We start from the raw sequence: 22,265 nt of genomic DNA, 5'->3' as shown, positions 1-22,265 counted from the left end.
ATCCAGCCCCGGTGGCTCAGGGTCTCACGCTGCGTGGCGTGTCGGCGACAGCCGGCGGGAACGCCACGAGCTCGTCGCCGGTGCGGCCCTCCGCGAGCGCGAGCACCGCCCGGGCCGTCGGCTCTGCCGCCTCCAGCATCGCGACGTGCCCGACGCCGTCGAGGAGCAGCAACCGGCCGTCCGGCACGGCGGCGGCCAGCCGCGGCGCGAGAGCCGGGTCCACGAGCCGGTCCCGGCTGCCCCACAGGACCAGCGTCGGCATGCGGAGGCTCCGGGCGGCCCGCCAGGCGTTCGCCGGGCCGAGCCGCAGGTAGGAGGTGATCAGTCCGCGCATGCTGCGGGCGAGCGCGCGGTCGGCCCAGGGCTGCCCGGCGCGCTCGCGCATCTCCCGGACGGCCTGCTCGATGCGCTCGGGCGGCACCGCGGCGGGGTCGCCGAAGCAGACTCGGATCATGTTCCGGACGCTGGCCTCCGGGGTCACGGCGGCCAGCCGTCGCTCGGCGAGCGTCGGCACGCCGGGCACCAGGAGCAGCAGCAGCGCCCGGCTGAACGCCGGGGGCACCCGGTACACCGGCATGGCCGGGGACACCAGCGTCAGCGTGGCGACAAGGTCGGGCCGCTGGGCGGCCACGAGCAGGCTGACCAGGCCGCCGAGGGAGTTGCCGACGAGGTGCACCGGCCGGCCCGCGCCCTCGCCCGGCTGGTCCGCGACGTGCGCCAGGACGTCGACGACGGCGCGCACGTGGCTCCGGATGGAGTAGCCCCCGCGTGCGGGCGGGGCGGACCGGCCGAACCCGGGCAGGTCCACCGCCCAGCCGTCGAACCGGACCGCGAGCAGGGCGGCCAGGTCGGTCCAGTTGGTCGAGGCGCCCCCGAGCCCGTGCACGTACAGCGCCCGCTCGCGCGGTGCCCCGGCGACCTCTTGACCGTCGGCCGGCCCGGTCCAGGGAGTGCGGCGGACGAAGACGGTCCCGCTGCGGATCGGCACGTCGGCACCCGGCCACGGGGGCAGCGGACCCGCCAGCGGCGGGAGGGGGGTCGGGGACAGCGGGGCGTCGGACATCGTCGTCGACGGTAACGCCGGGCGGCGCAGGTCCGGCTCGCCGGGAACTCGCCGGTAATGTGCTCCGTGCCATGCAGCCCTCACGCCCCGCCGCAGCCACCCGGCGCACGTCCCGACTGCCCCGGAGCGCCCGCCGGCTGCAGCTGCTGCGCGCCGCCCAGGACGTCTTCGTCGCGCAGGGTTTCCACGCCGCCGCCATGGACGACATCGCGGTCCGCGCCGGGGTGAGCAAGCCGGTGCTCTACCAGCACTTCCCGGGCAAGCGCGAGCTGTACCTGGCGCTGCTGGAGGAGCACGTCTCCGGGCTGGCCGACCGGGTGGCCGAGGCGATGGGCGGCACGGACGACAACCGGACCCGGGTGGACGGCGCCGTCGGGGCCTACTTCGACTTCATCGACGCCGAGGGCCAGGCGTTCCGGCTGGTCTTCGAGTCCGACCTGCGCAACGACGAGGACGTCCGGGCGATCGTCGACCGGGGCGCCCGGCTCTGCGTCGAGGCGATCGCCGACGTCATCGCCGCCGACACCGGCGCGGACCGCGAGCGGGCACTGCTGCTGGCCTCGGGCCTGACCGGGCTGGCCGAGCGGAGCGCCCGTTGGTGGCTGCCTCGCAAGGGCACGGTCTCCCGTGACGAGGCGGTCTCCCTCATGTCGGCGCTGTCCTGGCGGGGCATCTCCGGCTTCCCCCGGGTCGACGGCGACCCCCTGCCCTCCTGAGGCACCGGCCCGCCCCGGCCGCGTTCGCTGACGGCGCACCGGCTCGACCGGACCGCGCCGGCGCTCCTGGACTAGCGTTGGGTCCAGTCGCGCGAACCGAGGAGGCATCGCCCACGTGGAAGTAAAGATCGGCGTCCAGCACTCGCCACGGGAGCTGGTCATCGACAGCCCCAAGACACCTGACGAGATCGCGGCCGAGGTGGCCAAGGCCATGTCGGGCTCGACCAAGGACGGCCTGCTCACCCTCATCGACGAGCGGGGCCGCCAGGTCCTCGTCCCCGTCGACCGCATCGCCTACGTGGAGATCGCGCAGGCCGACCAGCGCCGCGTCGGCTTCATCGCCGGAGCCAGCACCGGCAGCTGAACCCAGGATCCAAGGAAAGGGGCGTTCCGCGATGCGCGGAGCGCCCCTTTCTGCACGGTCGTGCCGAGTGGGCCCCGGAGGGGTCCGCGCAGGCGCGACGGAAGGGCTCCGCGCAACAGGGGCACGGCACGTGGCCGCGGTGCGATCCGGAGGATCGCGATGTCATCGCGCAGGCACGACGAACGCGCTCGCGCACCGGGGGGAACGAACCTGCTCGGTCGTGCCGAGTGGGGCCCGGAGGGTCCCGCGCAGGCAGGACGGACGCGCTCGACGCACCGGGGGTACGGCACCTGGCCGCGGTGCGATCCGGAGGATCGCAGTGTCACCGCACGGTCGTGCCGAGTGGGGCCCGGAGGGTCCCGCGCAGGCAGGACGGACGCGCTCCACGCAGCAGGGGCACGGCACGTGGCCGCGGTGCGATCCGGAGGATCGCCATGTCATCGCGTCACGGGTTCAGGCCCAGGGTCCTCATCCGCTCGGTGTGCGCCCGGGTGATCCGCTCGATCAGTCGCCCGATGCCCGAGAGGTCGCCGGTGCCCGAGACGATCAGCTCGGCCAGCCGGTCGTGCTCGGCGATGACCGCCTGGGAGCGGGTCATCGCCTCCCCGACCAGCCGGCGGCCCCACAGCGCCAGCCGTCCGGCGACCTTCCGGTCCGCCGCGATCGCCCCCCTGACCTCCCGGACGGCGAAGTCGGCGTAGCCGGTGTCGGCGAGCACGCCGAGCACGAGGCCGCGGTCGGGCTCCGGGAGGAAGCCGGCGATCTCGCGGTAGAAGTCGGTGGCCAGCCCGTCGCCGACGTAGGCCTTGACGAGCCCCTCCAGCCAGGTGCTGGGCCGGGTGCTCTCGTGGAAGGTGTCCAGCGCCGAGACGAACGGCGCCATGGCGGCGGCCGGGTCGACGCCCAGCTCGGTGAGCCGGGCGACGAGCTGCGCGTGGTGGCCGATCTCGGCCGCGGCCATGCGGGCCAGGGCCGCGTGACCGGCCAGCGTCGGCGCCATCCGGGCGTCCTCGGCCAGCCGGTCGAAGGCGGTCAGCTCGGCGTACGCGAGCACGCCGAGCAGGTCGGCGACGGCCGGGGTCTCGACCGGGGGCACGGCATCTCCTGACGCTCGGGAGCGGGGCGCGCGTGCCCCTGACGAGTGATCCAGCCGACAGCGGGGAGCGCGGCGCGGAGAGGCTAACCGGTACCCGCGCTAGCATGGGACCCGGCGAGCCTCCGGGCACGCTCGTGTATCTGTGCGCTGACGATCGCTGGACGACGCCCCCGTGGCCGTCCCCCGGGCGAGTTCGACGTCCGGTCCGCTGGCCGCGTCGGCGCTGGAACTCATCCCGCGACATCCGACCGCGGACAGGCGCGAGGCGGCACCGCCGCCGCCGGCGCCGGTCCCCCAGCCGACCAGAGGCGAGAGCACTGACCTCCACCGACACGAACACCACCGACCCGAACCCCGCCGACGCGAACCCCGTCGACCCGGCCGCGGCCCCCGCCGCCGAGCTGGACCGCGCGGAGACCGGCGCGCCCGCCCCCGAGGAGCTCGAGCAGTCCGTCGAGGAGCTCGGCGGCGCGCCCGTGGCGCCGGACAGCCCGCTGTTCAGCGACTTCGACGTCCACCCGGACATCGTCGCGGCGCTGGCCGAGGTGGGCATCCACCGCACCTTCGCCATCCAGGAGCTCACGCTCCCCCTCGCGCTGGCCGGCAACGACCTCATCGGCCAGGCGCGCACCGGCACCGGCAAGACCCTGGGCTTCGGCGTCCCGATGCTGCAGCGGGTCACGCCGCCGGCCGAAGGTGGCGACGGCGTCCCGCAGGCGCTGGTCGTCGTCCCCACCCGTGAGCTCTGCGTGCAGGTGGCCCGCGACCTCGCCGCCGCCGGCACGAAGCGCGGCATCCGCGTGGAGGCCATCTACGGCGGCCGCGCCTTCGAGCCGCAGATCGCCGCCCTGCAGGCCGGCGTCGAGGTCGTCGTCGGCACCCCGGGCCGGCTGCTGGACCTGGCGCAGCGCGGCGACCTCATCCTGGGCAAGGTCAAGGCCCTGGTCCTGGACGAGGCCGACGAGATGCTCGACCTGGGCTTCCTGCCCGACATCGAGCGGATCCTCGCGATGGTCCCGGAGAAGCGGCAGACGATGCTCTTCTCGGCGACGATGCCGGGCCCGATCGTCACCCTGTCGCGGTCGTTCATGACCCAGCCGACGCACATCCGGGCGCACGGCAACGACGAGGGCTCGACGGTTCCGCAGACCACCCAGTTCATCTACCGGGCGCACAACCTGGACAAGCCCGAGCTGCTGTCCCGGGTGCTGCAGTCCCGCGACCGCGGCCTGGTCATGGTCTTCTGCCGCACCAAGCGCACCGCGCAGAAGGTCGCCGACGAGCTGGTCGACCGCGGCTTCGCCGCCGCCGCCGTGCACGGCGACCTCGGCCAGGGCGCGCGCGAGCAGGCGCTGCGCGCCTTCCGCAGCGGCAAGGTCGACGTCCTCGTCGCCACCGACGTCGCCGCCCGCGGCATCGACGTGACCGGCGTCAGCCACGTCGTGAACTACCAGTGCCCCGAGGACGAGAAGACCTACGTGCACCGGATCGGCCGCACCGGCCGCGCCGGCAGCACCGGCGTCGCCGTCACCCTGGTGGACTGGGACGACATCCCCCGGTGGCAGCTGATCAACAAGGCGCTCGGCCTGGGCTTCGACGACCCGCCGGAGACCTACTCCACCTCGCCGTGGGTCTACAGCGACCTGGACGTGCCCGAGGGCGCCAAGGGCCGGCTGCCCCGCTCCCAGCGCACCCGCGAGGGGCTGGAGGCCGAGACCCTCGAGGACCTCGGCGAGACCGGCAAGCGGAACCGCCCGGCCGGCCGGGGTGACTCGGGCGGGCGCGACTCCCGCGGCCCCGCCGAGGGCCGCGGCGCCACCGAGGAGAAGGCAGCCGGTGGCGGCAAGAGCCGTCCCCGCCGTCGCACCCGGAGCGGTGCCGGCTCCGGCCAGGCCGCCGAGGGCAGCCTGGCCTCGCCGGGGTCCGCCGAGGCGCCGGCCGGTGCCGAGGGGGCACCCGAGGGCGGCGGCAGCAGGCCGCGCCGTCGTCGCCGTCGCGGCGGTGCCGGTCGCGGCGGCTCGGACTCCGGCGGCGGTGCCCCCGCCTCGGACGCCGGCGCCGCGGCCACCGACTAGCCCCGGTGGCCGTCGCGTCGCGCCCGCCCCTGCGGGTCTGGGTCTGGACGGCGGCCACCCTCGCGCTGGCCGTCGTCGCCGCCCTGCTCTGGCGTGGCTCCGACGCGGCCGCCACCGACAGCACCACCGCACCACCTCCGACCGGCGTCCCCACGGGGACGCCGGCCGGAACGGTCTCCGCAGCCTGGTCCGCGCCCGGCGACCCGGTTCCCGGCGACGTCGTCGCGGCGAGCCGGGTGCTGGTCGGGTCGGCGAACGGGGTGCGCGCGCTGGACCCCCTGACCGGCGAGGAGGCGTGGCACTACACGCGCGCCAACGCCCGGTTGTGCGGGCTCACCGTCAGCGACGGGGTGGCGGTCGCGGTGTTCCGCACCGAGGACCGCTGCGACGAGGCGATCGGGCTCGACGCCGGCACCGGGGTCCGTTCCTGGACGCGGAACGTGAACTTCCGCCCCGATGCGACGCTCTCCTCCACCGGCGGCACCGTGCTCGCGCACAGCCCCACGGGGCTGGTGGCGCTCGACCCGGTCGGCAACAACACCCGCTGGCGGCACGCCCCGCCGTCGGGGTGCGAGCTCCTGGCCTCCGCCCCCGGGGACACCGGTGTCGCGCTGCTGCAGCAGTGCGCGGGCTCGCCCGATCCGCAGCTGCGGCTGCTGGACAGCCCCGACGGCGGCGAGCTCTGGACCCGGGAGCTGCCGGTGCCCGACGGCGCCGAGGTGCGGCTGCTGGACGCCGACCTCCTCGTCGGGGTGCAGGCCGGCGACGAGGTGCAGCTGGTCACCGCCGCGGACGGCACCCTGCTGACGACGCTGCCCGCCGACGCCGGCCGGCCGGCGCAGCAGACGGCCGTCGGCGGCACCGTCCTCGTCACCGCCGACGGCACGCTGACCGCGCTGGACCCCGCCACCGGGCAGCGGCGGTGGACCGCACCGGCGACCGGGCTGCCCGGCGAGCCGGTGGACGGGAACGGCCCTCCGGCCCTCACCGTGCCGACGGACGCCGGGTTCGTGCAGCGGGACGCCGGCTCCGGGGACGAGCTCGCGACCTGGTCGGTCCCGGGACTCCCCGAGGGCGGGACGGCGACCGCCCTCGGCCCCGCGGTGGTGCTCCGCCTGGCCGATCGGGTGACCGGCTACCGGTGAGGGACGCCCCGGCGCGGCACGTCCGCGACGATCGAGGTTCACTGGGGACCATGGTCCTGCCCGGCGGCTCCGATGCCGTGTCCGTGACGCTCGCCATCGCTCCCGACGACCTGCGCCAGCTGGCCCACCACGACGCCCGGTCGCGCACCTTCGCCGGTGGCGCCGGACCGCTGTCCACCCTCGACACCGGGGGCGACGCCGGCAGCGGCACGGTGCTCATGGTGGCCGGCTACACCGGCAGCAAGGAGGACTTCGCGCCCCTGCTGCGGCCGCTGTGCGAGGCCGGTTACCGGGTCGTGGCGCTGGACCAGCGCGGGCAGTACGAGTCCCCCGGCCCCGACGACCCGGCGGAGTACTCGGTCGAGATCCTCGCCGGCGACGTCATCGCGGTCGCCCGGGCGCTCCGCGAGGAGTCCGGGACGCCGCTGCACCTGGTCGGCCACAGCTTCGGCGGGCTGGTCACCCGCGCGGCGGTGCTCATCGACCCGGAGCTGTTCGCGACCTTCACCCTGCTGGGCTCCGGGCCGTCCCGGCTGACCGGCCGCCGCGCGGACCTGCTGGACCACCTCGGCCCGCTGCTCGATGCCGGCGGGGTGCCCCTGGTGCACCAGACCCTCGAGCAGGTGGCGATGACCGACCCCACGGCCCAGGCCGTGCCCGCCCCGACCCGGGAGTTCTACGGCCGGCGCTTCCTCCGCAACTCCCCGGCGGGGCTGCGCGGCATGGCCGACGCGATGCTCGCCGAACCGGACCGGGTGGCCGAGCTGAAGGCGACCGGCGTCCCGGTGCTGGTGGCGCACGGGGAGGCCGACGACGCGTGGCTGCCGCACGTGCAGGCCGACATGGCCGAGCGCCTGGGCGCCCGGCACGAGGTCATCAACAGCTCGATCCACTCCCCCGCCGTCGAGAACCCACCGCGGACCCTCGAGGTGCTCTGCGACTTCTGGACGTCGGTGCGGTCATGAGCCGGCTGGCCCCGCTGCCCTCGCCCGACGACTGGACCGCCGAGGAGGACCGGCTCGGCTTCTTCGGCCCCGGCAGCGTGACCTGGCGGATCCACGGCGATCCCGCCTACCACCTCGGTGCGATGCGGTCGCTCATGGTCCAGGCCCTCCACCCGGTGGCCATGGACGGCGTGGCGCGCAACTCCGAAGGCTTCAAGAACGACTGGTGGATGCGGATGACCCGCACCGGCCAGTACATGGAGACCGTCGTCTTCGGCACCCGGACCGAGGCCCGCCGCATGGCCGCCCGGGTGCGCGGCTACCACCGGAAGCTGTCGGGGGTCGAGGAGACGACCGGGCGGGCCTACCGGGTCGACGATCCGGACCTGCTGCTCTGGGTGCACGTCTGCGCGGTCGAGTCGATCCTGTCGACGGCGCGCCGCGCCGGCCTGGCGCTGTCGGACGAGGACGCCGACCGGTACGTCGACGAGCAGCTGGCCTTCGCCCACCTCGTGGGGGTGCCGCTGGAGTCGGTGCCGAGGTCGGTGGCCGAGCTGGACGCCTATCTGGAGCGGATCCGCCCGACGCTCGCCGTCACGCCCGCGGCCATCAAGGGGGTGCGCGACCTGTTCCTCCCGCCCATGCCCGGGTGGTTGCAGGTGGTGACGCCCGCCCGCCCGCTGTGGGGCTCGCTGGCGGGTCTCTGCTTCGCCTCCCTGCCGGCCTGGGCCCGGCGGATGTACTCCCTGCCCGGGCTGGCGCTCACCGACGCCGCGGCGACCGCCGGTCTGCGGGCGTTCCGGGCCGGGCTGCTGGCCCTGCCGGAGCGGGCGTACCGGTCGCCGATCGTGCGCGCCGGGTTCGCGCGGGTCGCCGACGCGTCGGCCGCCTGACCCCGCGCCGCCCCGAGGGGTGCCGGCTCAGCCCCGCAGCGCCGGCGTCCCGGTGCCGGCGGCGAGCAGCCGCTCGAACTGCTCCGGGTCGGTGGTGCAGGCGCCGATCGGCGTCCGCTTGTTCGTGCCGTGGTAGTCGCTGGAGCCGGTGACCAGCAGGCCGAGGTCGGCCGCCAGCGCCCGCAGGTGCGCCCGCTGCGCGTCGGTGTGGTCGGGGTGGTCGACCTCCAGCCCGAGCATGCCCGCGGTGGCCATCGCGGCGAGCGCCTCGTCCCCCACGGTCCGGCCGCGGGCGGTGGCCAGGCCGTGGGCGAACACCGGCACGCCTCCGGCGGCCCGCACGAGGGCGATCCCCTCCCGGACGTCGGTGTCGGCCTTGGCGACGTAGTAGGGGCTCCGGTGGTGCAGCAGGGTGGCGAACGCCTCCTCCACCGACCCGACGACGCCGGCTCGGACCAGCGCCCCGGCCACGTGCGGGCGGCCCACCACCCCACCGGCCGCGCGGGCGACCAGCTCCTCCCACAGCACCGGGTACCCGTCGGCGGCCAGGGCGGCGACGATGCGCTCCGCGCGGCCGAGGCGCTCGTCGCGCAGCCGGGCCCGCTCCGCGGCGAAGGCCGGGTGCAGGGGGTCGAACAGGTAGGCCAGCAGGTGCACGCTGATCGGCGGCGCGTCGGCGGGGAACCACCGGCAGGACAGCTCCATGCCGGGCACCACGGTGAGGCCGGCGGGCCGCGCGTCGGCCGCCTGCGCCCAGCCCGCCGTCGTGTCGTGGTCGGTGAGCGCGACGACGTCGAGCCCGGCCGCGCGCGCCGCCGTCAGCAGCTGGGCCGGGGTGTCGGTGCCGTCGGACACCGAGGAGTGGGTGTGCAGGTCGATCCGCATCACCGGTCAGCCTGCCGCACCGGGCCGCCGGCCACCCGGCGACCCGGGCTCACGGGGTGCGCGGGGGCAGCCCGGGGATCGGCTCGGTGTCGCGGCGCCCACCGGTCGCGACCGGCCCGCCCGAGGACGACTCGGGGTTCCCCTCGTCGTCGCCACCGGACGCGGCGCCCCAGTCGCTGCTGAACAGCAGGCCGCTGACCTGGCGGTACAGGTCGCCGGCGTGCGGCAGGAAGGTGATCTCCGACAGGGCCTGCTGCTGGCCGGCCGACTCGAAGCGGAAGGTGCCGTAGCCGAGCAGCTGGCCGAACAGCGTCTCCTTCCACGTCAGGTCGGTGATCCGGCGCAGCGGGAGCAGCGTGACGGTGCGGACGACCAGGCCGGAGGTCAGCAGCACCCGGCGGCGGCTGACGATGAAGTGCCGCATCCACCACTCGCCGATGCGCACCGCGTACAGCACGAGGGCGCCGAGGACGACCAGCATCCCGGCGGTGCTGGTGACCCGGTTGTCGGGATCGAGCACCAGCAGCCAGCCACCGGCGAGGAACACCGGCAGGAACTTGGCGGTCGGGACGACGAGCACCGCCCAGTGCCGGCGGGTCGCGACGACCGCCTCCTCGTCGTCGAGCAGGTACTTGCCGACGTCCTTCGCGGCGCGGGTGGGCAGCCCGCCGGGGTCGGCCACCGCGTCAGACGAGGGAGCCGACGAACGTGGCCAGGGAGGAGGCCGCGTCGCCCAGCGCCTCGCCCGCGTTGCGGACCAGCTCCGCGGAGGACTCCGGGGCCTGGATGACGTAGAAGACGACGAAGGCGACGACCACCCAGGTGAGGACCTTCTTCAGGTTCACCGCCACCTCCGTGGTGTGAGTGCAGGGCGCAGCTCCGGCGACGGAGCGGCACGGGGAGTCCGCCGGATGCGGCGGACGCGTTCGTCCCATGAGTAACACAGGCCCCAGGGGCTCCCCCTCCCGACGCGCCGGTTGCCGGGCGGCCGGTGTCGTTCCGGAGCGGCCCGCCCCGTCAGCGGCCCGGGACGAGGTGCTCCCCGGGCGGGCCGAGGGGCAGGTCGGGGTAGATCCGGTCGCGCAGGTCCAGCAGCTCCAGCTGCTCGACGAGCAGCCAGGCGGCGTCCATGGGCCACATCACGAGCCAGAGCCACACCCCGTAGGCCTCCCCCACGAAGGCGGCCCGGTCGTCGCTCGTGGGCACCGCCCACAGCGGCGCGTGCTGCCCCGCCGCCTTCACGTCCACGGAGCTGGGCCCGGAGATCACGTCACCCGGGTCCAGGCCGGGGAGGCCGGCGTAGCCGCAGCCCACGCCCGTGCCGGGCTCCTCCGCCACCAGGACGAGCTCGGCCGAGCCGCCCAGTGGAGCCGGCCCCGCGCAGTCGACGACGATGGCCCGGGCCCCCGGCTCGCCGCCCCAGGCCAGCCCGGTCACCGCCCACCCCGGCGGCACCGGGTCCGGCACCCAGGCGGGGACGCGCGCGTCGGCGGTCACCGCGGCGATGGCGTCGTGCGCGACGAGGGCGGTGTGGTGCAGCGGGGTGACGGCGCCGTGCAGGTGGCACCAGGCCTGCGCCTCGGACCCGTGGCGGACGACCAGTGGTTCTCCGCAACGAGGGCAGACCGGCGACGCGCTCATCCGGGACACCGTCGCCGCAGTCGCCGCGATCGTCAAGCGCAGCAGAGCCGGCCGCGGCCGTGCGTACCCTCCCGGCGTGACCGCCGCGCCGCTCCCTCCGCCGCGCCCCGTGGTGCCCTGCGTCGGCGCGCTGGTGCACGACCGCGCCGGGCGCCTGCTCCTGGTCCGCCGGCGCAACGACCCGGGCCGCGGCCTGTGGTCGGTGCCGGGCGGCCGGGTGGAGCCCGGGGAGACGGTGGCGGCCGCGGTGGAGCGCGAGGTGCTCGAGGAGACCGGCCTGCGCGTGCGCGCCGGCGCCGAGGTCGGCCGGGTGCGGATCGACTCCGGCCCGGTGGTCTACGAGGTCACCGACCTGGCCTGCTCGCTCGTGGACGACGACGCCTCCCCGGTCGCGGGGGACGACGCCGCCGACGTGCTCTTCGCCGACGCCCGGACGCTGGCCGGTCTCCCGTGCACGCCGGGGCTGGTGGCGACGCTCGGCGGCTGGGGCGTGCTGCCCGGCTGACCGGCCGGCCCGCCCCGCCGCGCGCGGGTCAGCCCCGGGGTGTGGGCTCCGGGCGGCCCGGCTGCTCGCCGCCGCGGGCCTCCCCGTAGGACTGCTTGGGCACCATCACCTTGCGGCGGAAGATGCAGACGACCGTGCCGTCCTGCTTGTAGCCGATCGTCTCGACGTACACGATGCCGCGGTCGTCCTTCGACTTCGAGGGCGTCTTGTCCAGGACGGTCGTCTCGCCGTAGATGGTGTCGCCGTGGAAGGTCGGCGCGACGTGCCGCAGCGACTCGATCTCCAGGTTCGCGATCGCCTTGCCGGAGACGTCCGGGACGCTCATGCCGAGCAGCAGCGAGTAGATGTAGTTGCCGACGACGACGTTCTTGCCGAAGTCGGTGGTCTTCTCCGCGTAGTTCACGTCCATGTGCAGCGGGTGGTGGTTCATCGTGAGCAGGCAGAAGAGGTGGTCGTCGTACTCGGTGACGGTCTTCCCCGGCCAGTGCTTGTAGACGGCCCCGACCTCGAACTCCTCGTAGTACCGACCGAACTGCATCGTCATGGCTCCCGACGTCGACCCGCGTGGACGGCTGGTGATCCTACGGCCGGGCCCGGAGGCCGCCCGACCGGCCGGTTCAGAGCAGCTCGAGCGCCGACCCGATCTCCTGCGAGGCGTACCAGGCCAGCTCGTGCCCCTCCGCCTGGTCGACGACGAACTGGGCGTCGTCGCTGCCGAGGTCGGCCTCGAGGACGACGTTCACCGCGGCGCGGACGTCGTCCTCGGCCTCGGCGCCGTCGAGGTGCGCGCTGGCGACGTCCTGCAGCCGGACCGCGTACGCCAGCCGGGCGGCCCCCGGGTCCACGTGCGGGTCGTCCATGGGCGTCACCGCGTCGTCCGGCACGTCGGCCGCGAGCACCGCCCGGCGGCGGGCGGCCAGCGGATCGACGTCGAGCAGCCGCAGGCTGGCCCGTGCCGCGGCCAGCAGCGCCGCGTACTCCAGCTCCTCGGTGTCGGCGTCGGCCGCGCTCAGGGCGTAGTACTCGCGCAGTTGCGGGGTGACCGCGAAGACGGTCTGCGGCTCGGGCAGCCGCCCCTCGTCCACGAGAGCCCGCAGCACGGTCGTCGTCGCCGGCAGGTACACGCGCACCCGGTCGACCCCCTTCGTCGTCGGAATGCCCGACGGTAGCCGCCCGGGGCGCGGCACCCGGACGCGGCTCAGCCGGAGGTCTCGACGAGCTCGGCGACCTCCTGTTCGATCAGGTCGGCCAGTACGTCCACGTCACCGACGCTGTCCCGGTCGGCGTTGAGCCCGAAGAAGACCGTGCCGTCGTAGGACGTCATGCCGATCGACAGGCCCTGCCCGCGGGCCAGGGGGACCACGGGGAAGACCTCCAGCATGCGGCCGCCCGCCGCGTACAGGGGCACCTGCGGGCCGGGCACGTTGGTGACCACCAGGTTGAACAGCCGCCGGGAGAGGCCGCGGGCGGCCCGCGCGCCGAGCGCGTGCAGCGTCGAGGGCGCGAAGCCGCTGAGCGCGATGAGGCTGTCCGCCCCGACCGACCGCCCGTGCTGGGTGACCCCGCGCATCGCGTAGGTGAGCCGGGCCAGCCGCACCCGGGGGTTGGGCTCCCCCACCGGCAGGTCGACCAGGTGGGAGGAGACCCGGTTCCCCCCGGCGCCCTCCTCGTCCTGCACCGACACCGGCACCAGCGCCCGCACCGAGGTGCCGCCGACCACGGGCTCACCCCGCGAGAGCAGCCACTCCCGCAGCGCGCCGGCCACGACGGTGAGCAGCACGTCGTTCACCGTCCCGCCGTGCGCCTTGCGCACCCGCTTGAGCTCGTCGAGGTCCGCGCAGGCCACCGCCACCCGGCGCTGCCGGCCGACAGGGGCGTTCAGCGGGCTGTGCGGCGCGGGCAGGAGCGCCGAGCGCGCGGTGCGGGCCAGCCCGCCGGCCACCCCGCCGATGCGCACGGCGGTCGCGCGGGCGTCGGTCGCCGCGGAGCGCGCCAGCCCCATGAGGGAGGGGCGCTGCCGGTACTCCTCGAACGCCGACCAGACCAGCTCGAGGCCGGACGGCGGCCGGCGTGGCTGCCACGGCGCCGGCCGGGGCGCCGGCGCGTCCGGCGAGACGTCGAGCAGCACCTGCCCGATGTCGATCGCGCTCAGCCCGTCGACGAGCGCGGGGTGGGTCTTGGTCACCACGGCGACCCGGTTCCCGCTCAGCCCCTCGACCAGGTACGCCTCCCAGAGCGGGCGGCGGCGGTCCAGCGGGCGGGAGGTCAGCCGGGACACCAGGTCCAGCAGCTGCTCCTCGGTCCCCGGCCGGGGCAGCCCGGACCGGCGGAGGTGGTAGGCGATGTCGAACTCCGGGTCGTCGACCCAGACCGGGTTGCCCAGGTGCCCGGGCACCTCGGCGACCCGCTGCCGGTACCGCGGGACCAGCGACAGCCGGGCCTCCACCAGCGCCGCCAGCGCGTCCAGGCCCCCGGGCGGGGTCTCGAGGATCAGCACCCCGCCCACGTGCATGGGGGTGCCCGGCTCCTCCAGGTAGAGGAACGAGGCCTCCAGGGTGCTCAGCCGCTCGACCATCGCTCTCCTCACGGGCCGGGGCGGCCCACGCTACGACGCCGACCGCGGATCCCGACAGTCGAGCACTCAGCCCGCCCGGCGCATCCGCCGGATCCCCCGGCGGCTCCCGGCGGACGCGGTGGCGCCCGACAGCTCCGCGGCCAGCGCGCGCAGCTCCACCCGCAGCGGCGATCCCGCCGCCACCTCGGCGAGGGTGCGGCCGGCCGCCAGCGCGGCGTCGGTGGCGCGGCGGTCGGCCGGCAGGAACGTCTCCGGCCGGCGCCCGGTGAACCGCTCGAGGGCGTCGCCGACCTCCTGGCGCGGATCGCCCGGCACCGGACCGCGGCGCACCTGGTTGACCACCAGCCGGGGCTCCACCTCCGGGAGCGCGTCGCGCAGCTGGTCCAGCGCGCGGACGCAGCGCTGCAGCGCGACCGGGTCGGCCCCGCTCACGCAGAGCACGGTGTCGGCGTGCTCGAGCACCGCCAGCGTCGCGCCGTTGCGCCGCGGGGCGGCGGTGTCGAAGGAGAGCTCCTCGTCGTCCTCCACGCTGAACGCGCAGTCGACGACGGTCAGCTCGGCCACGTGCCGCGCCTCCTCCAGGACGGCGGCGACCGCGGAGGGCCGCAGCTCCGGCCAGCGGTCGGCGCGGGCCAGCCCGGTGAGGACCCGCAGCCCCGGCCGGACCGCCCAGGCCAGCGCGACGAGCGACCGGCTGTCCAGGGTGCCGGCACCGGCCTGCCGCGCGGCCCCGGCGAGGCCGGGTGACTCGTCGAGCAGCCCGAGCACCTGGGCCACCACCCCGCCGTAGACGTCGGCGTCGACCAGCAGCGACGACGTCCCCAGCCGCGCGGCCTCGTCGGCCAGCCCGACGGCGACCGTCGTGCGCCCGGGCGCACCGGTCGGCCCCCACACGGCCACCACCCGGCCCCGGCCACCGGGCCGGGCGGCAGCCGGCTCCGGCACGCCGGGCACCGGGAGCGCCGCCCGGAGGTCGGCGACGTCGTGGCCGGGCCCGGGGACGCCGGAGACGGCGTCCCGCAGCGCCCGCGCGATGAGCTCCGGGTCCGCGTCGGCCGGCAGCACCTGGGTCACGCCCAGCTGCCGCAGCCGCTGGGCGGCCCGCTCGTCGCCCGGCTCCACCAGACCGACGACCGCGACGCCGGCCGCGTGCAGGCGGGCCACGGCCTCGACGTCCAGCCGGCGCAGCTCCGCCGAGAGGAGCGCCGCCTGCCCGGTGCCGGTGGCCGCTGCCGCCAGGAGGTCGGAGATGTCGACGCAGCGCCGGACGACCGTCACCCCGTGGTCGTCGCGGTCGAGGGCGCCGACCAGCTCGGACTCCCAGCCGGCGCCGGTGACGGCGGTGAAGACCTGGAGCGCCATCAGCCGACCGGTCCGGCCGGCGCCTCGGGGGCCGGCGTCTCGGGGGCCGGCGCGGCCGCGGGCGCGGACGAGGGCGCGGCCGCCGGCGACGAGGGAGCGGCCTCCACCGGGGGCACCCTGCCCGCCGTGGGCGCCGAACCGTCCGGAGTGCCCGCTCCCGCGGGGTGGGCGACCACCACCAGCGGGCGGCCGGCGATCGCCGCCAGCACGTCGTCGGCCTCGTCGGCGGCCACGGCCACGACCACCTGCACCGTCGTCGACGGCGTCGACAGCACGCCGTCGCCGCCGCCGGTGAGCGCCTGCACCGGCGCGGCACCGACGACCAGGGTCACGCTGCCGATGTCGGGGCCGGTGGCCCCCGCGGCGGGGTCGGCGACCGCGTACACGTCCACCACCTGGCCCCGGCGCAGGCCCGGGGGCACGTAGCCGGCCTGCACCGGCAGCGCGAGCTGCACCACGTCGGCCGGTTCCTCCAGCGCGGACCGGGGCAGCAGCTCACCGGCCCGCACACCACGCGCCAGGGTCTGCCCCTCCGGCCGGGTGGTCGCGGAGAGGTAGGCCGGCGCGCTGCCGTCCAGCCGCACGTCGACCACGACGAGGTCCTCGGCGGTGAGCTCGGTGCCGGCGGCGAGATCCGCGGCGGCGCTCCAGACCGGCACCGTCGCGTCGGCCGCGCTGACCACCCGGGCGCCGAGGAGGACCGAGCCGAGCACGAGGAGGACCCCGAGGACCAGGCGCAGGTCCAGCCAGCCGGGCGCCTTGACCCGCCGGGGAGTCGGTCCGGTCGGCAGGTCGGCCGGGTCCGGGACGGTGCCCGGGTTGCGGACGGCGGTCACGCCACCTCTTCTCGTCAGACGTCGGACGCCCGGGAAGGCGCGATGACCCGCCGATGCGGGCCGTTGACGACGTTCGGATGCGAATGATGCGGCACGGACCCGTTCCCCTGCACTGGTCATCCACACGAACGTGTGTGGACAGCCGCCACGGACCACCGGCACGGCTGACAGACTGGAGCGCGACCGGATGGAGACCCGATGCCCACGCCCCGCTTCCTGACCCTCGACGACGTCGCGGAGATCCTCAACGTCTCCTGGTCGCAGGCCTACGCACTGGTCCGGCGCAAGGAGCTGATCGCCATCCAGATCGGCGGCCGCGGCCAGTGGCGGATCGAGGTCGACGAGCTCGAGCGGTTCATCCAGCAGAAGTACGCCGAGGCCCGAGCCGGCGCCGTGCCGCCCGAGCCCGCCGCGGAGGCGGCCTCGGAGGCGGCGGAACAGGCCTCCGAGCAGCGCGCCTGATCCGCGTCACCCCTCCGGCCTCCCGGCCCGGTCCCGGCGCCGGGCTCAGTCCCAGCCCGGCAGCAGCGTCCGGACGACGGCGACCGCGCCGATGACCACCGCGGACACCTGCCGCACCGCGCCGGACCGGCGCGGCTCGTCGGCGGGGTGCTCGGCCACCTCCAGGTAGTCCGCGCCCACCCGGTCGATCGTCCCGGTCAGCACCGAGCCGTCGTCGAGCACGACCTGGACGGGGCTGCGGTCGCGGGCCAGCCCCCGCAACGCCCGGCGGAGGTCCAGCCGGGCCCGGACCGGCCCCTCCTCCTGCACGGGCGCGGTCCACCGCCCCAGCCCCGCGGCGCTCCGGACGGCAGCGAGCGCGACGAGCTGGTCGCGGCCGCGCTCGTCACCGAGCAGCAGCCAGTCGACGCCGAGGTCCACCAGCACCCCGGTCACCGGGCCCGCACCGCGGCAGGTCACGGTCACCCGCTCCCCCGTCGAGCCGCCGAGCCGGTCGGCGAACCGCACCGCGCCCATCTCGGCGCGAGCGCGCGAGGCCCACTCGGCCTGCGCCTCGGCCTCCTCCGCCGCGTCGAACTGCGCCTGCAGGTCCGCGAACAGCTGTTGCCACCGCATGTCCCACCTTTCGTCCCGTTCAGCGTAGATGTACATCGATACTTGCGTTTGGTTGCGTTTGCTTGCTTTAGTACGTCGACGTCGAACGAAGGAGGAGAGATGTCGGCACGACGACTGCTCGGGACATGGCTGGGCATGGCGGCGATCGCGGCCGCCCTCAGCGCGCTGACCGCGCCGCTCCCGGTGGCGCTCGACGCGCTCGCCGCCGCGCAGCAGACCGCCGACACCGCCGGCGCCGACGTCCTGGCGCTGCACCTCGCCGGCCTGCTCGCCTGGCTGGTCTGGTGCTGGGGTGCGCTCGGGCTCGCGCTGACCGCGATCTCGACGCTGCCCGGGCCGGCCGGCGCGGTCGCTGCGGCGGCCGTGCGGGGCGTGCTCCCGCGGAGCGCCCGGTCGGCTGCGGCCCTCGCGCTCGGTCTGGGCCTGGGGGTCGCCACCCCGGTGGCCGGGATCGCCACCTCCGTGGTCGCGGCTCCTCCCGCCGTGGCCGCCGAGCTGCCGGCCGGAGGCCCCTCCTCTGTCGCCGGCGTGCCCGACTGGCCGGCCCCGGCCGCCGCCTCCCAGCCCTCCGGCCCGCCACCGGCGCAGCGCGCGCAGCCGGTGCACGACGCGGTGCCGGTGCACGACGCGGTGCCGGTGCACGACGCGCTGCCCGACTGGCCACGCACGCCGGCCGCGGACGAGCACGTGGTGGTCCGGGGCGACTGCCTCTGGGACATCGCCGAACGCCGGCTGGCCGCGGACACCGGCCGCACCCCCTCCCCGGGCGAGGTGGCCACCGCCGTCAGCGCCTGGTGGCAGGCCAACGCCGACGTCATCGGCGCCGACCCCGACCTGCTCCTCCCCGGCCAGGTGCTGCGCGCTCCCGCCCGGCCCTGACCCCTCCTCCCGCGCACCCTCGAACCCCCGGAGCACCCGATGACCGCACCGTCCCGCCCCGCCCCGATCCCCGGCCGGCCCGCCCTGCGGCTGGCGGTCGTCCCGACCCCCCAGCCACCGCTGGAGCCGCGCCCCGCGCTCAGCCTCGTGCAGCCCGGCCGCGCCGTTCCCCGGCCCGTTCCGCGCCCCGGCCCGCGCCCCGTGCTGGGCACCCCCGGGCGCGACGAGTTCGGCCCCGTGCTGTGCGGACGCGCGGACCTGCCGCCCGCGTCCGGCACGGCACGGCGGCTGGTGACCACCACGCTGGAGGCCCTGACCGGTCGCCGGCCCATCGCGCAGGTGCAGCCGCTGACCTCGCCCGGGGTCTACGCCGCCCTGTCCGCCGGCCGGCGGCCCCGGTGGTGCGCCGAGGGCACGTCGCCGGTGATCGTCGGACGGGTCCGGGTGTCCGAGCCGGTCGACGGGGTGGCGGAGGTCAGCGCCGTCGCGCACCGCGACGGCCGGGCGCACGCCGTCGCCGCGCGACTCGAGGGGATCGACGGCCGCTGGCGGTGCACCGCCCTGCAGATCGGCTGAACAGCACGACGCCCCGCCGACCGGCTGGTCGGCGGGGCGTCGTCGCTGTCGGGGTCCTCGTTCAGCTGGACGCGGCTCCGTGGCACTGCTTGTACTTCCGGCCCGACCCGCAGGGGCAGGGCGCGTTGCGCGGCGTCTCCTTGGAACCGGTGACCGTCGCGGTCTTCGCCGCCTTGGCCCGGCCGCCGTCGGCCGGCGAGGCATCCAGGCTCGGCGCCGAGTAGGTGAGGTTCTCCGGTGCGCGCCGCGGCTCGTCGAGCCCGGCGACCTCCAGCGTCGGAGCGGCCTTCGTGGGCTCCGGCTCGGTCACCGGCGCGGCCGCCACCGCGGGCTCGGGCTCCGCGACCGGCTCGGCGACGGCCGCACCGGCCGGCTCCGGCTGAGCCGGTGCCGCAGGCGCTGCCGGTGCCGCAGGCGCTGCCGGTGCCGCGGGCGCAGCCGGTGCCGCAGGTGCTGCCGGTGCCGCAGGCGCTGCGGGTGCCGACGACCGGCGGGCCGTCCCCGCCGCCGCGGTGCCGGCGGCCGCCCGGGCGGCCGCCGCCTGACGGGCCAGCACCTTGGCGGTCCCGGCCTGGGCCGCGGCGAGCGCCTTGGCCTCCGCGTCGGACTGCTTGGCCTTGGCCTCGGCCTCCTGCTCCCCCTTGGTCTTGACCTCGAGGTTGAACAGGAACCCGACCGACTCCTCCTTGATGCCGTCGAGCATCGCGATGAACATGTCGTAGCCCTCGCGCTGGTACTCCACGACCGGGTCGCGGTTGGCCATGGCGCGCAGGTGGATGCCGGCCCGCAGGTAGTCCATCTCGTAGAGGTGCTCACGCCACTTGCGGTCGAGCACGCTCAGCAGCACCCGCCGCTCCAGCTCGCGCATGACCTCCGAGCCCAGCGCCGTCTCCCGCTCCTCGTAGGCGCGGTGGACGTCGTCGAGCATCGCCGTCTTGAGGTCCTCGGCGCCGAGATCGGACTGCTCCCCGCCGGCCAGGGAATCGATCAACCCGTCGACGGTGACGCCGACCGGGTACAGCGTCTTCAGCCCCGTCCACAGCTGGTCGAGGTCCCAGTCCTCGGCGTAACCGGTCTCGGTGGCGCCGTCGACGTAGGCGCTGACCACGTCGTCGACCATGGTGCGGACCTGCTCGTGCAGGTCGGCGCCCTCCAGCACCCGGCGCCGCTCGTCGTAGATGACGGTGCGCTGCCGGTTGAGGACCTCGTCGTACTTGAGGACGTTCTTGCGGACCTCGAAGTTCTGCTGCTCGACCTGGGTCTGCGCCGAGAGGATGGCGCGGCTGACCATCTTCGACTCGATGGGCTGGTCGTCGGGCACCCGCAGGGTGTTCATCATCGACTCGAGCATCGGGCCGTTGAACCGGCGCATCAGGTCGTCGCCCAGGGAGAGGTAGAACCGCGACTCCCCCGGGTCGCCCTGCCGGCCGGAACGGCCGCGCAGCTGGTTGTCGATCCGGCGGCTCTCGTGCCGCTCGGTGCCGAGCACGTAGAGACCCCCGGCCTCGACGACCTGCTCGTGCTCGGCCTTGACCTGCGCCTTCGCGGAAGCCAGGGCGTCGTCCCAGGCGGCCTCGTACTCCTCGGGCGTCTCGGCGGGCGACAGCCCGCGCGCCCGCAGCGCCTCGTCGGCGATGAACTCGGCGTTGCCACCGAGCTGGATGTCGGTACCCCGCCCGGCCATGTTGGTGGCCACGGTGACCGAGCCGGCACGGCCGGCCATGGCGATGATCGCGGCCTCGCGCGCGTGGTTCTTGGCGTTGAGCACCTCGTGCGGGATGCCGCGCTTGAGGAGGTACTTCGCGAGGATCTCGGACTTCTCCACGCTCGCGGTGCCCACGAGCACCGGCTGCCCGGCCTCGTGCCGATCGGCGATGTCGTCGACGACGGCGTCGAACTTCGCCGTCTCGGTCTTGTAGATGACGTCGGAGCGGTCGTCGCGGATCATCGGCCGGTTCGTCGGGATGGGGACGACGCCCAGCTTGTAGGTCTGGTTGAGCTCGGCGGCCTCGGTCTGGGCCGTGCCGGTCATCCCGGAGAGCTTCTCGTAGAGCCGGAAGTAGTTCTGGAGCGTGATCGTGGCGAGCGTCTGGTTCTCGTCCTTGATCTTCACCCGCTCCTTGGCCTCGATGGCCTGGTGCATGCCCTCGTTGTAGCGCCGGCCCGCCAGCACGCGCCCGGTGAACTCGTCGACGATCAGCACCTCGCCGTTGGTGACGATGTACTGCTGGTCCTTCTTGAACAGCTCCTTGGCCTTGAGGGCGTTGTTCAGGTAGCCGATCAGCGGCGTGTTGGCCGCCTCGTAGAGGTTCTCGATCCCCAGCTGGTCCTCGACGAACTCGACGCCCTCCTCGGTGACGGCGACGGTGCGCTTGTCCTCCTCCACCTCGTAGTGCACGTCGCGCTTCATCATCGGGACGATGCGGGCGAACTCGCCGTACCACTTGGCGCTGGTCTCGGCCGGACCGCTGATGATCAGCGGGGTGCGCGCCTCGTCGATGAGGATCGAGTCGACCTCGTCGACGATGGCGAAGTGGTGGCCGCGCTGGACCAGGTCGGCCTTGCTCCAGGCCATGTTGTCGCGCAGGTAGTCGAAGCCGAACTCGTTGTTCGTGCCGTAGGTGATGTCGCAGCCGTACTGCTCCCGCCGGACCGCCGGCGGCTGTCCCGAGATGATGGTGCCGACGCTGAGCCCGAGGAACCGGTGGATCCGGCCCATGGACTCGGCGTCACGGGCGGCCAGGTAGTCGTTGACGGTCACGATGTGCACGCCGTCGCCGGGCAGGGCGTTGAGGTAGGCCGCCAGCACGCCGGTGAGCGTCTTGCCCTCACCGGTCTTCATCTCGGCGATGTTGCCCAGGTGCAACGCGGCACCGCCCATGATCTGCACCCGGAAGTGCCGCTGGCCCAGCGTGCGGGTCGCCGCCTCGCGGACCACGGCGAAGGCCTCCGGCAGCAGCGCGTCGAGGGACTCGCCGTCCTCGTACCGCTGCTTGAACTCGTCGGTCTTGGCGCGCAGCTCGGCGTCGGTGAGGTCGGTGTAGTCGTCGGCGATCGACTCGACCGCATCGGCGATCCGGCCCAGCCGTCGGACGAGCTTTCCCTCACCGGCACGGAGAATCTTCGAGAACACCACGGCCCCAGCGTAGGCGGCCCGGTCCGGACTCCGGTCGCCCCGACCACGCCGAACCGCGACCCGGCGCACCAGGTGCCCCATCCGTACGCTGCGCCGGTGGCCCGCGACCTCTCCGACCCCGGCCAGAGCCTGCTCGACTTCCTCACCGAGCGGCACCTGGCGACCCTCACCACGCTCCGTCCCGACGGGACGCCGCACGTGGTCCCGGTGGGCATCACCTACGACCCGGCCACCCGGGTCGCCCGGGTGATCACCTCCGGGAGCTCGGCCAAGGCGCGGCACGTGCGGGACGGGCAGGGGCGCGCCGCGGTGTGCCAGGTGGACGGCCGGCGCTGGACCACCCTGGAGGGGACGGCGGTGGTGCGCGAGGACGACGCCTCGGTCGCCGACGCCGTCGAGCGGTACGCCCGCCGCTACCGGCAGCCCCGGGAGAACCCGGCGCGGGTGGTCATCGAGATCGCGGTGGACCGGATCCTCGGCAACGCCTGACGCGCCCG

General features: G+C 75.5%; 24 protein-coding genes. 11 read left to right on the top strand and 13 right to left on the bottom strand.

Annotated elements, in window-relative coordinates; translation table 11 throughout:
* Positions 1–16: 16 nt before the first annotated feature.
* Positions 17–1,063 (bottom strand): alpha/beta fold hydrolase, encoded by a 1,047-nt coding sequence (locus BD833_RS04820; RefSeq protein WP_166531967.1) that lies wholly within the window; start codon positions 1,061–1,063, stop codon positions 17–19.
* Positions 1,064–1,134: 71 nt separating this feature from the next.
* On the opposite strand from BD833_RS04820, the gene BD833_RS04815 reads away from it, so the two are divergent.
* Together BD833_RS04815 and BD833_RS04810 are read left to right on the top strand one after the other, a co-directional pair.
* A complete protein-coding gene (locus tag BD833_RS04815; protein ID WP_166531966.1) occupies positions 1,135–1,779 on the top strand; it encodes a TetR/AcrR family transcriptional regulator in 645 nt (214 codons plus the stop codon).
* Between the two features lie 115 nt (positions 1,780–1,894).
* A complete protein-coding gene (locus BD833_RS04810; RefSeq protein WP_166531965.1) occupies positions 1,895–2,143 on the top strand; it encodes a DUF3107 domain-containing protein in 249 nt (82 codons plus the stop codon).
* Between the two features lie 445 nt (positions 2,144–2,588).
* On the opposite strand, the gene BD833_RS04805 is transcribed toward BD833_RS04810, so the two are convergent.
* A complete protein-coding gene (locus BD833_RS04805) occupies positions 2,589–3,239 on the bottom strand; it encodes a ferritin-like fold-containing protein (protein WP_208092331.1) in 651 nt (216 codons plus the stop codon).
* A gap of 476 nt (positions 3,240–3,715) precedes the next feature.
* On the opposite strand from BD833_RS04805, the gene BD833_RS04800 reads away from it, so the two are divergent.
* From BD833_RS04800 to BD833_RS04785, 4 genes are all read left to right on the top strand, one after another.
* Positions 3,716–5,314: a DEAD/DEAH box helicase gene (locus BD833_RS04800; protein WP_166531964.1), complete on the top strand. Its 1,599-nt coding sequence runs from the start codon at positions 3,716–3,718 to the stop codon at positions 5,312–5,314.
* A gap of 5 nt (positions 5,315–5,319) precedes the next feature.
* Positions 5,320–6,459, top strand: a complete 1,140-nt coding sequence (locus BD833_RS04795) for an outer membrane protein assembly factor BamB family protein (RefSeq protein WP_166531963.1) — start codon at positions 5,320–5,322, stop codon at positions 6,457–6,459.
* A gap of 83 nt (positions 6,460–6,542) precedes the next feature.
* Entirely contained in the window at positions 6,543–7,424 is an 882-nt protein-coding gene (locus tag BD833_RS04790; protein WP_243737448.1) for an alpha/beta fold hydrolase, read from the top strand.
* Complete coding sequence (locus tag BD833_RS04785; RefSeq protein ID WP_243737447.1) at positions 7,421–8,296, top strand: oxygenase MpaB family protein; 876 nt, start codon at positions 7,421–7,423, stop codon at positions 8,294–8,296. The genes BD833_RS04790 and BD833_RS04785 overlap by 4 nt, the downstream gene beginning before the upstream one ends.
* 27 nt (positions 8,297–8,323) lie before the next feature.
* Here BD833_RS04785 and BD833_RS04780 read toward each other — a convergent pair whose 3' ends face one another.
* The 4 genes from BD833_RS04780 to BD833_RS04765 form a co-directional block, all read right to left on the bottom strand.
* Complete coding sequence (locus tag BD833_RS04780; protein WP_166531961.1) at positions 8,324–9,181, bottom strand: PHP domain-containing protein; 858 nt, start codon at positions 9,179–9,181, stop codon at positions 8,324–8,326.
* Between the two features lie 49 nt (positions 9,182–9,230).
* A complete protein-coding gene (locus BD833_RS04775; protein ID WP_166531960.1) occupies positions 9,231–9,863 on the bottom strand; it encodes a PH domain-containing protein in 633 nt (210 codons plus the stop codon).
* 4 nt (positions 9,864–9,867) lie between these two features.
* Positions 9,868–10,026 carry a hypothetical protein gene (locus BD833_RS04770; RefSeq protein ID WP_166531959.1) on the bottom strand — a complete coding sequence of 53 codons (159 nt, stop codon included), beginning with the start codon at positions 10,024–10,026 and terminating at the stop codon, positions 9,868–9,870.
* Positions 10,027–10,198: 172 nt separating this feature from the next.
* On the bottom strand, positions 10,199–10,822 hold the full coding sequence (locus BD833_RS04765; protein ID WP_166531958.1) for a DUF6758 family protein: 624 nt from the start codon (positions 10,820–10,822) through the stop codon (positions 10,199–10,201).
* A 76-nt stretch (positions 10,823–10,898) separates the two neighbouring features.
* On the opposite strand from BD833_RS04765, the gene BD833_RS04760 reads away from it, so the two are divergent.
* Entirely contained in the window at positions 10,899–11,327 is a 429-nt protein-coding gene (locus BD833_RS04760; RefSeq protein WP_208092330.1) for an NUDIX domain-containing protein, read from the top strand.
* Between the two features lie 28 nt (positions 11,328–11,355).
* Here the strand turns inward: BD833_RS04760 and BD833_RS04755 are convergent, their stop codons facing one another.
* The 5 genes from BD833_RS04755 to BD833_RS04735 form a co-directional block, all read right to left on the bottom strand.
* On the bottom strand, positions 11,356–11,871 hold the full coding sequence (locus BD833_RS04755; protein ID WP_243737446.1) for a MaoC family dehydratase: 516 nt from the start codon (positions 11,869–11,871) through the stop codon (positions 11,356–11,358).
* Positions 11,872–11,944: 73 nt separating this feature from the next.
* Positions 11,945–12,457 (bottom strand): DUF6912 family protein, encoded by a 513-nt coding sequence (locus BD833_RS04750; protein WP_166531956.1) that lies wholly within the window; start codon positions 12,455–12,457, stop codon positions 11,945–11,947.
* A 68-nt stretch (positions 12,458–12,525) separates the two neighbouring features.
* Positions 12,526–13,902, bottom strand: a complete 1,377-nt coding sequence (locus BD833_RS04745) for a WS/DGAT/MGAT family O-acyltransferase (protein ID WP_166531955.1) — start codon at positions 13,900–13,902, stop codon at positions 12,526–12,528.
* Between the two features lie 66 nt (positions 13,903–13,968).
* A complete protein-coding gene (locus BD833_RS04740) occupies positions 13,969–15,264 on the bottom strand; it encodes a CpaE/TadZ family protein (RefSeq protein WP_166531954.1) in 1,296 nt (431 codons plus the stop codon).
* Positions 15,264–16,100, bottom strand: coding sequence for an SAF domain-containing protein (locus BD833_RS04735; protein WP_166531953.1), 837 nt, complete (start codon positions 16,098–16,100; stop codon positions 15,264–15,266). Before BD833_RS04735 ends, BD833_RS04740 begins: the two co-directional genes overlap by 1 nt.
* 198 nt (positions 16,101–16,298) lie before the next feature.
* Between BD833_RS04735 and BD833_RS04730 the strand changes: the two genes are divergently transcribed.
* Complete coding sequence (locus BD833_RS04730) at positions 16,299–16,562, top strand: helix-turn-helix domain-containing protein (protein ID WP_166531952.1); 264 nt, start codon at positions 16,299–16,301, stop codon at positions 16,560–16,562.
* 45 nt (positions 16,563–16,607) lie between these two features.
* Here BD833_RS04730 and BD833_RS04725 read toward each other — a convergent pair whose 3' ends face one another.
* Entirely contained in the window at positions 16,608–17,177 is a 570-nt protein-coding gene (locus BD833_RS04725; protein WP_166531951.1) for a hypothetical protein, read from the bottom strand.
* Between the two features lie 99 nt (positions 17,178–17,276).
* On the opposite strand from BD833_RS04725, the gene BD833_RS23175 reads away from it, so the two are divergent.
* The gene (locus tag BD833_RS23175) at positions 17,277–18,056 is read left to right on the top strand and encodes a LysM peptidoglycan-binding domain-containing protein (RefSeq protein WP_166531950.1); all 780 of its coding nucleotides are present in this window, start codon (positions 17,277–17,279) and stop codon (positions 18,054–18,056) included.
* A gap of 39 nt (positions 18,057–18,095) precedes the next feature.
* Positions 18,096–18,632: an Rv3235 family protein gene (locus tag BD833_RS04715; RefSeq protein ID WP_166531949.1), complete on the top strand. Its 537-nt coding sequence runs from the start codon at positions 18,096–18,098 to the stop codon at positions 18,630–18,632.
* 61 nt (positions 18,633–18,693) lie between these two features.
* On the opposite strand, the gene secA is transcribed toward BD833_RS04715, so the two are convergent.
* Entirely contained in the window at positions 18,694–21,768 is a 3,075-nt protein-coding gene (gene secA, locus BD833_RS04710) for a preprotein translocase subunit SecA (protein WP_166531948.1), read from the bottom strand.
* Positions 21,769–21,864: 96 nt separating this feature from the next.
* Between secA and BD833_RS04705 the strand changes: the two genes are divergently transcribed.
* Positions 21,865–22,257 carry a pyridoxamine 5'-phosphate oxidase family protein gene (locus BD833_RS04705; RefSeq protein WP_166531947.1) on the top strand — a complete coding sequence of 131 codons (393 nt, stop codon included), beginning with the start codon at positions 21,865–21,867 and terminating at the stop codon, positions 22,255–22,257.
* The last annotated feature ends 8 nt before the right edge of the window (positions 22,258–22,265 follow it).

This window comes from Blastococcus xanthinilyticus, assembly GCF_008124835.1.
GTDB classification, from domain to species: Bacteria; Actinomycetota; Actinomycetes; order Mycobacteriales; family Geodermatophilaceae; genus Blastococcus; species Blastococcus xanthinilyticus.
Note: the sequence above shows the minus strand (reverse complement) of the source record. Positions and strands in the feature narration are given on the sequence as shown.

Excerpts from the sequence above, each read along its gene's own strand:
- BD833_RS04820 (WP_166531967.1), bottom strand. The coding sequence starts at position 1,063 with ATGTCCGACGCCCCGCTGTCCCCGACCCCCCTCCCGCCGCTGGCGGGT.
- BD833_RS04815 (WP_166531966.1), top strand. The coding sequence starts at position 1,135 with ATGCAGCCCTCACGCCCCGCCGCAGCCACCCGGCGCACGTCCCGACTG.
- BD833_RS04785 (WP_243737447.1), top strand. The coding sequence starts at position 7,421 with ATGAGCCGGCTGGCCCCGCTGCCCTCGCCCGACGACTGGACCGCCGAG.
- BD833_RS04780 (WP_166531961.1), bottom strand. The coding sequence starts at position 9,181 with ATGCGGATCGACCTGCACACCCACTCCTCGGTGTCCGACGGCACCGAC.
- BD833_RS04765 (WP_166531958.1), bottom strand. The coding sequence starts at position 10,822 with ATGAGCGCGTCGCCGGTCTGCCCTCGTTGCGGAGAACCACTGGTCGTC.
- BD833_RS04755 (WP_243737446.1), bottom strand. The coding sequence starts at position 11,871 with ATGACGATGCAGTTCGGTCGGTACTACGAGGAGTTCGAGGTCGGGGCC.
- BD833_RS04745 (WP_166531955.1), bottom strand. The coding sequence starts at position 13,902 with ATGGTCGAGCGGCTGAGCACCCTGGAGGCCTCGTTCCTCTACCTGGAG.
- BD833_RS04740 (WP_166531954.1), bottom strand. The coding sequence starts at position 15,264 with ATGGCGCTCCAGGTCTTCACCGCCGTCACCGGCGCCGGCTGGGAGTCC.
- BD833_RS04730 (WP_166531952.1), top strand. The coding sequence starts at position 16,299 with ATGCCCACGCCCCGCTTCCTGACCCTCGACGACGTCGCGGAGATCCTC.
- BD833_RS04725 (WP_166531951.1), bottom strand. The coding sequence starts at position 17,177 with ATGCGGTGGCAACAGCTGTTCGCGGACCTGCAGGCGCAGTTCGACGCG.
- BD833_RS23175 (WP_166531950.1), top strand. The coding sequence starts at position 17,277 with ATGTCGGCACGACGACTGCTCGGGACATGGCTGGGCATGGCGGCGATC.
- BD833_RS04715 (WP_166531949.1), top strand. The coding sequence starts at position 18,096 with ATGACCGCACCGTCCCGCCCCGCCCCGATCCCCGGCCGGCCCGCCCTG.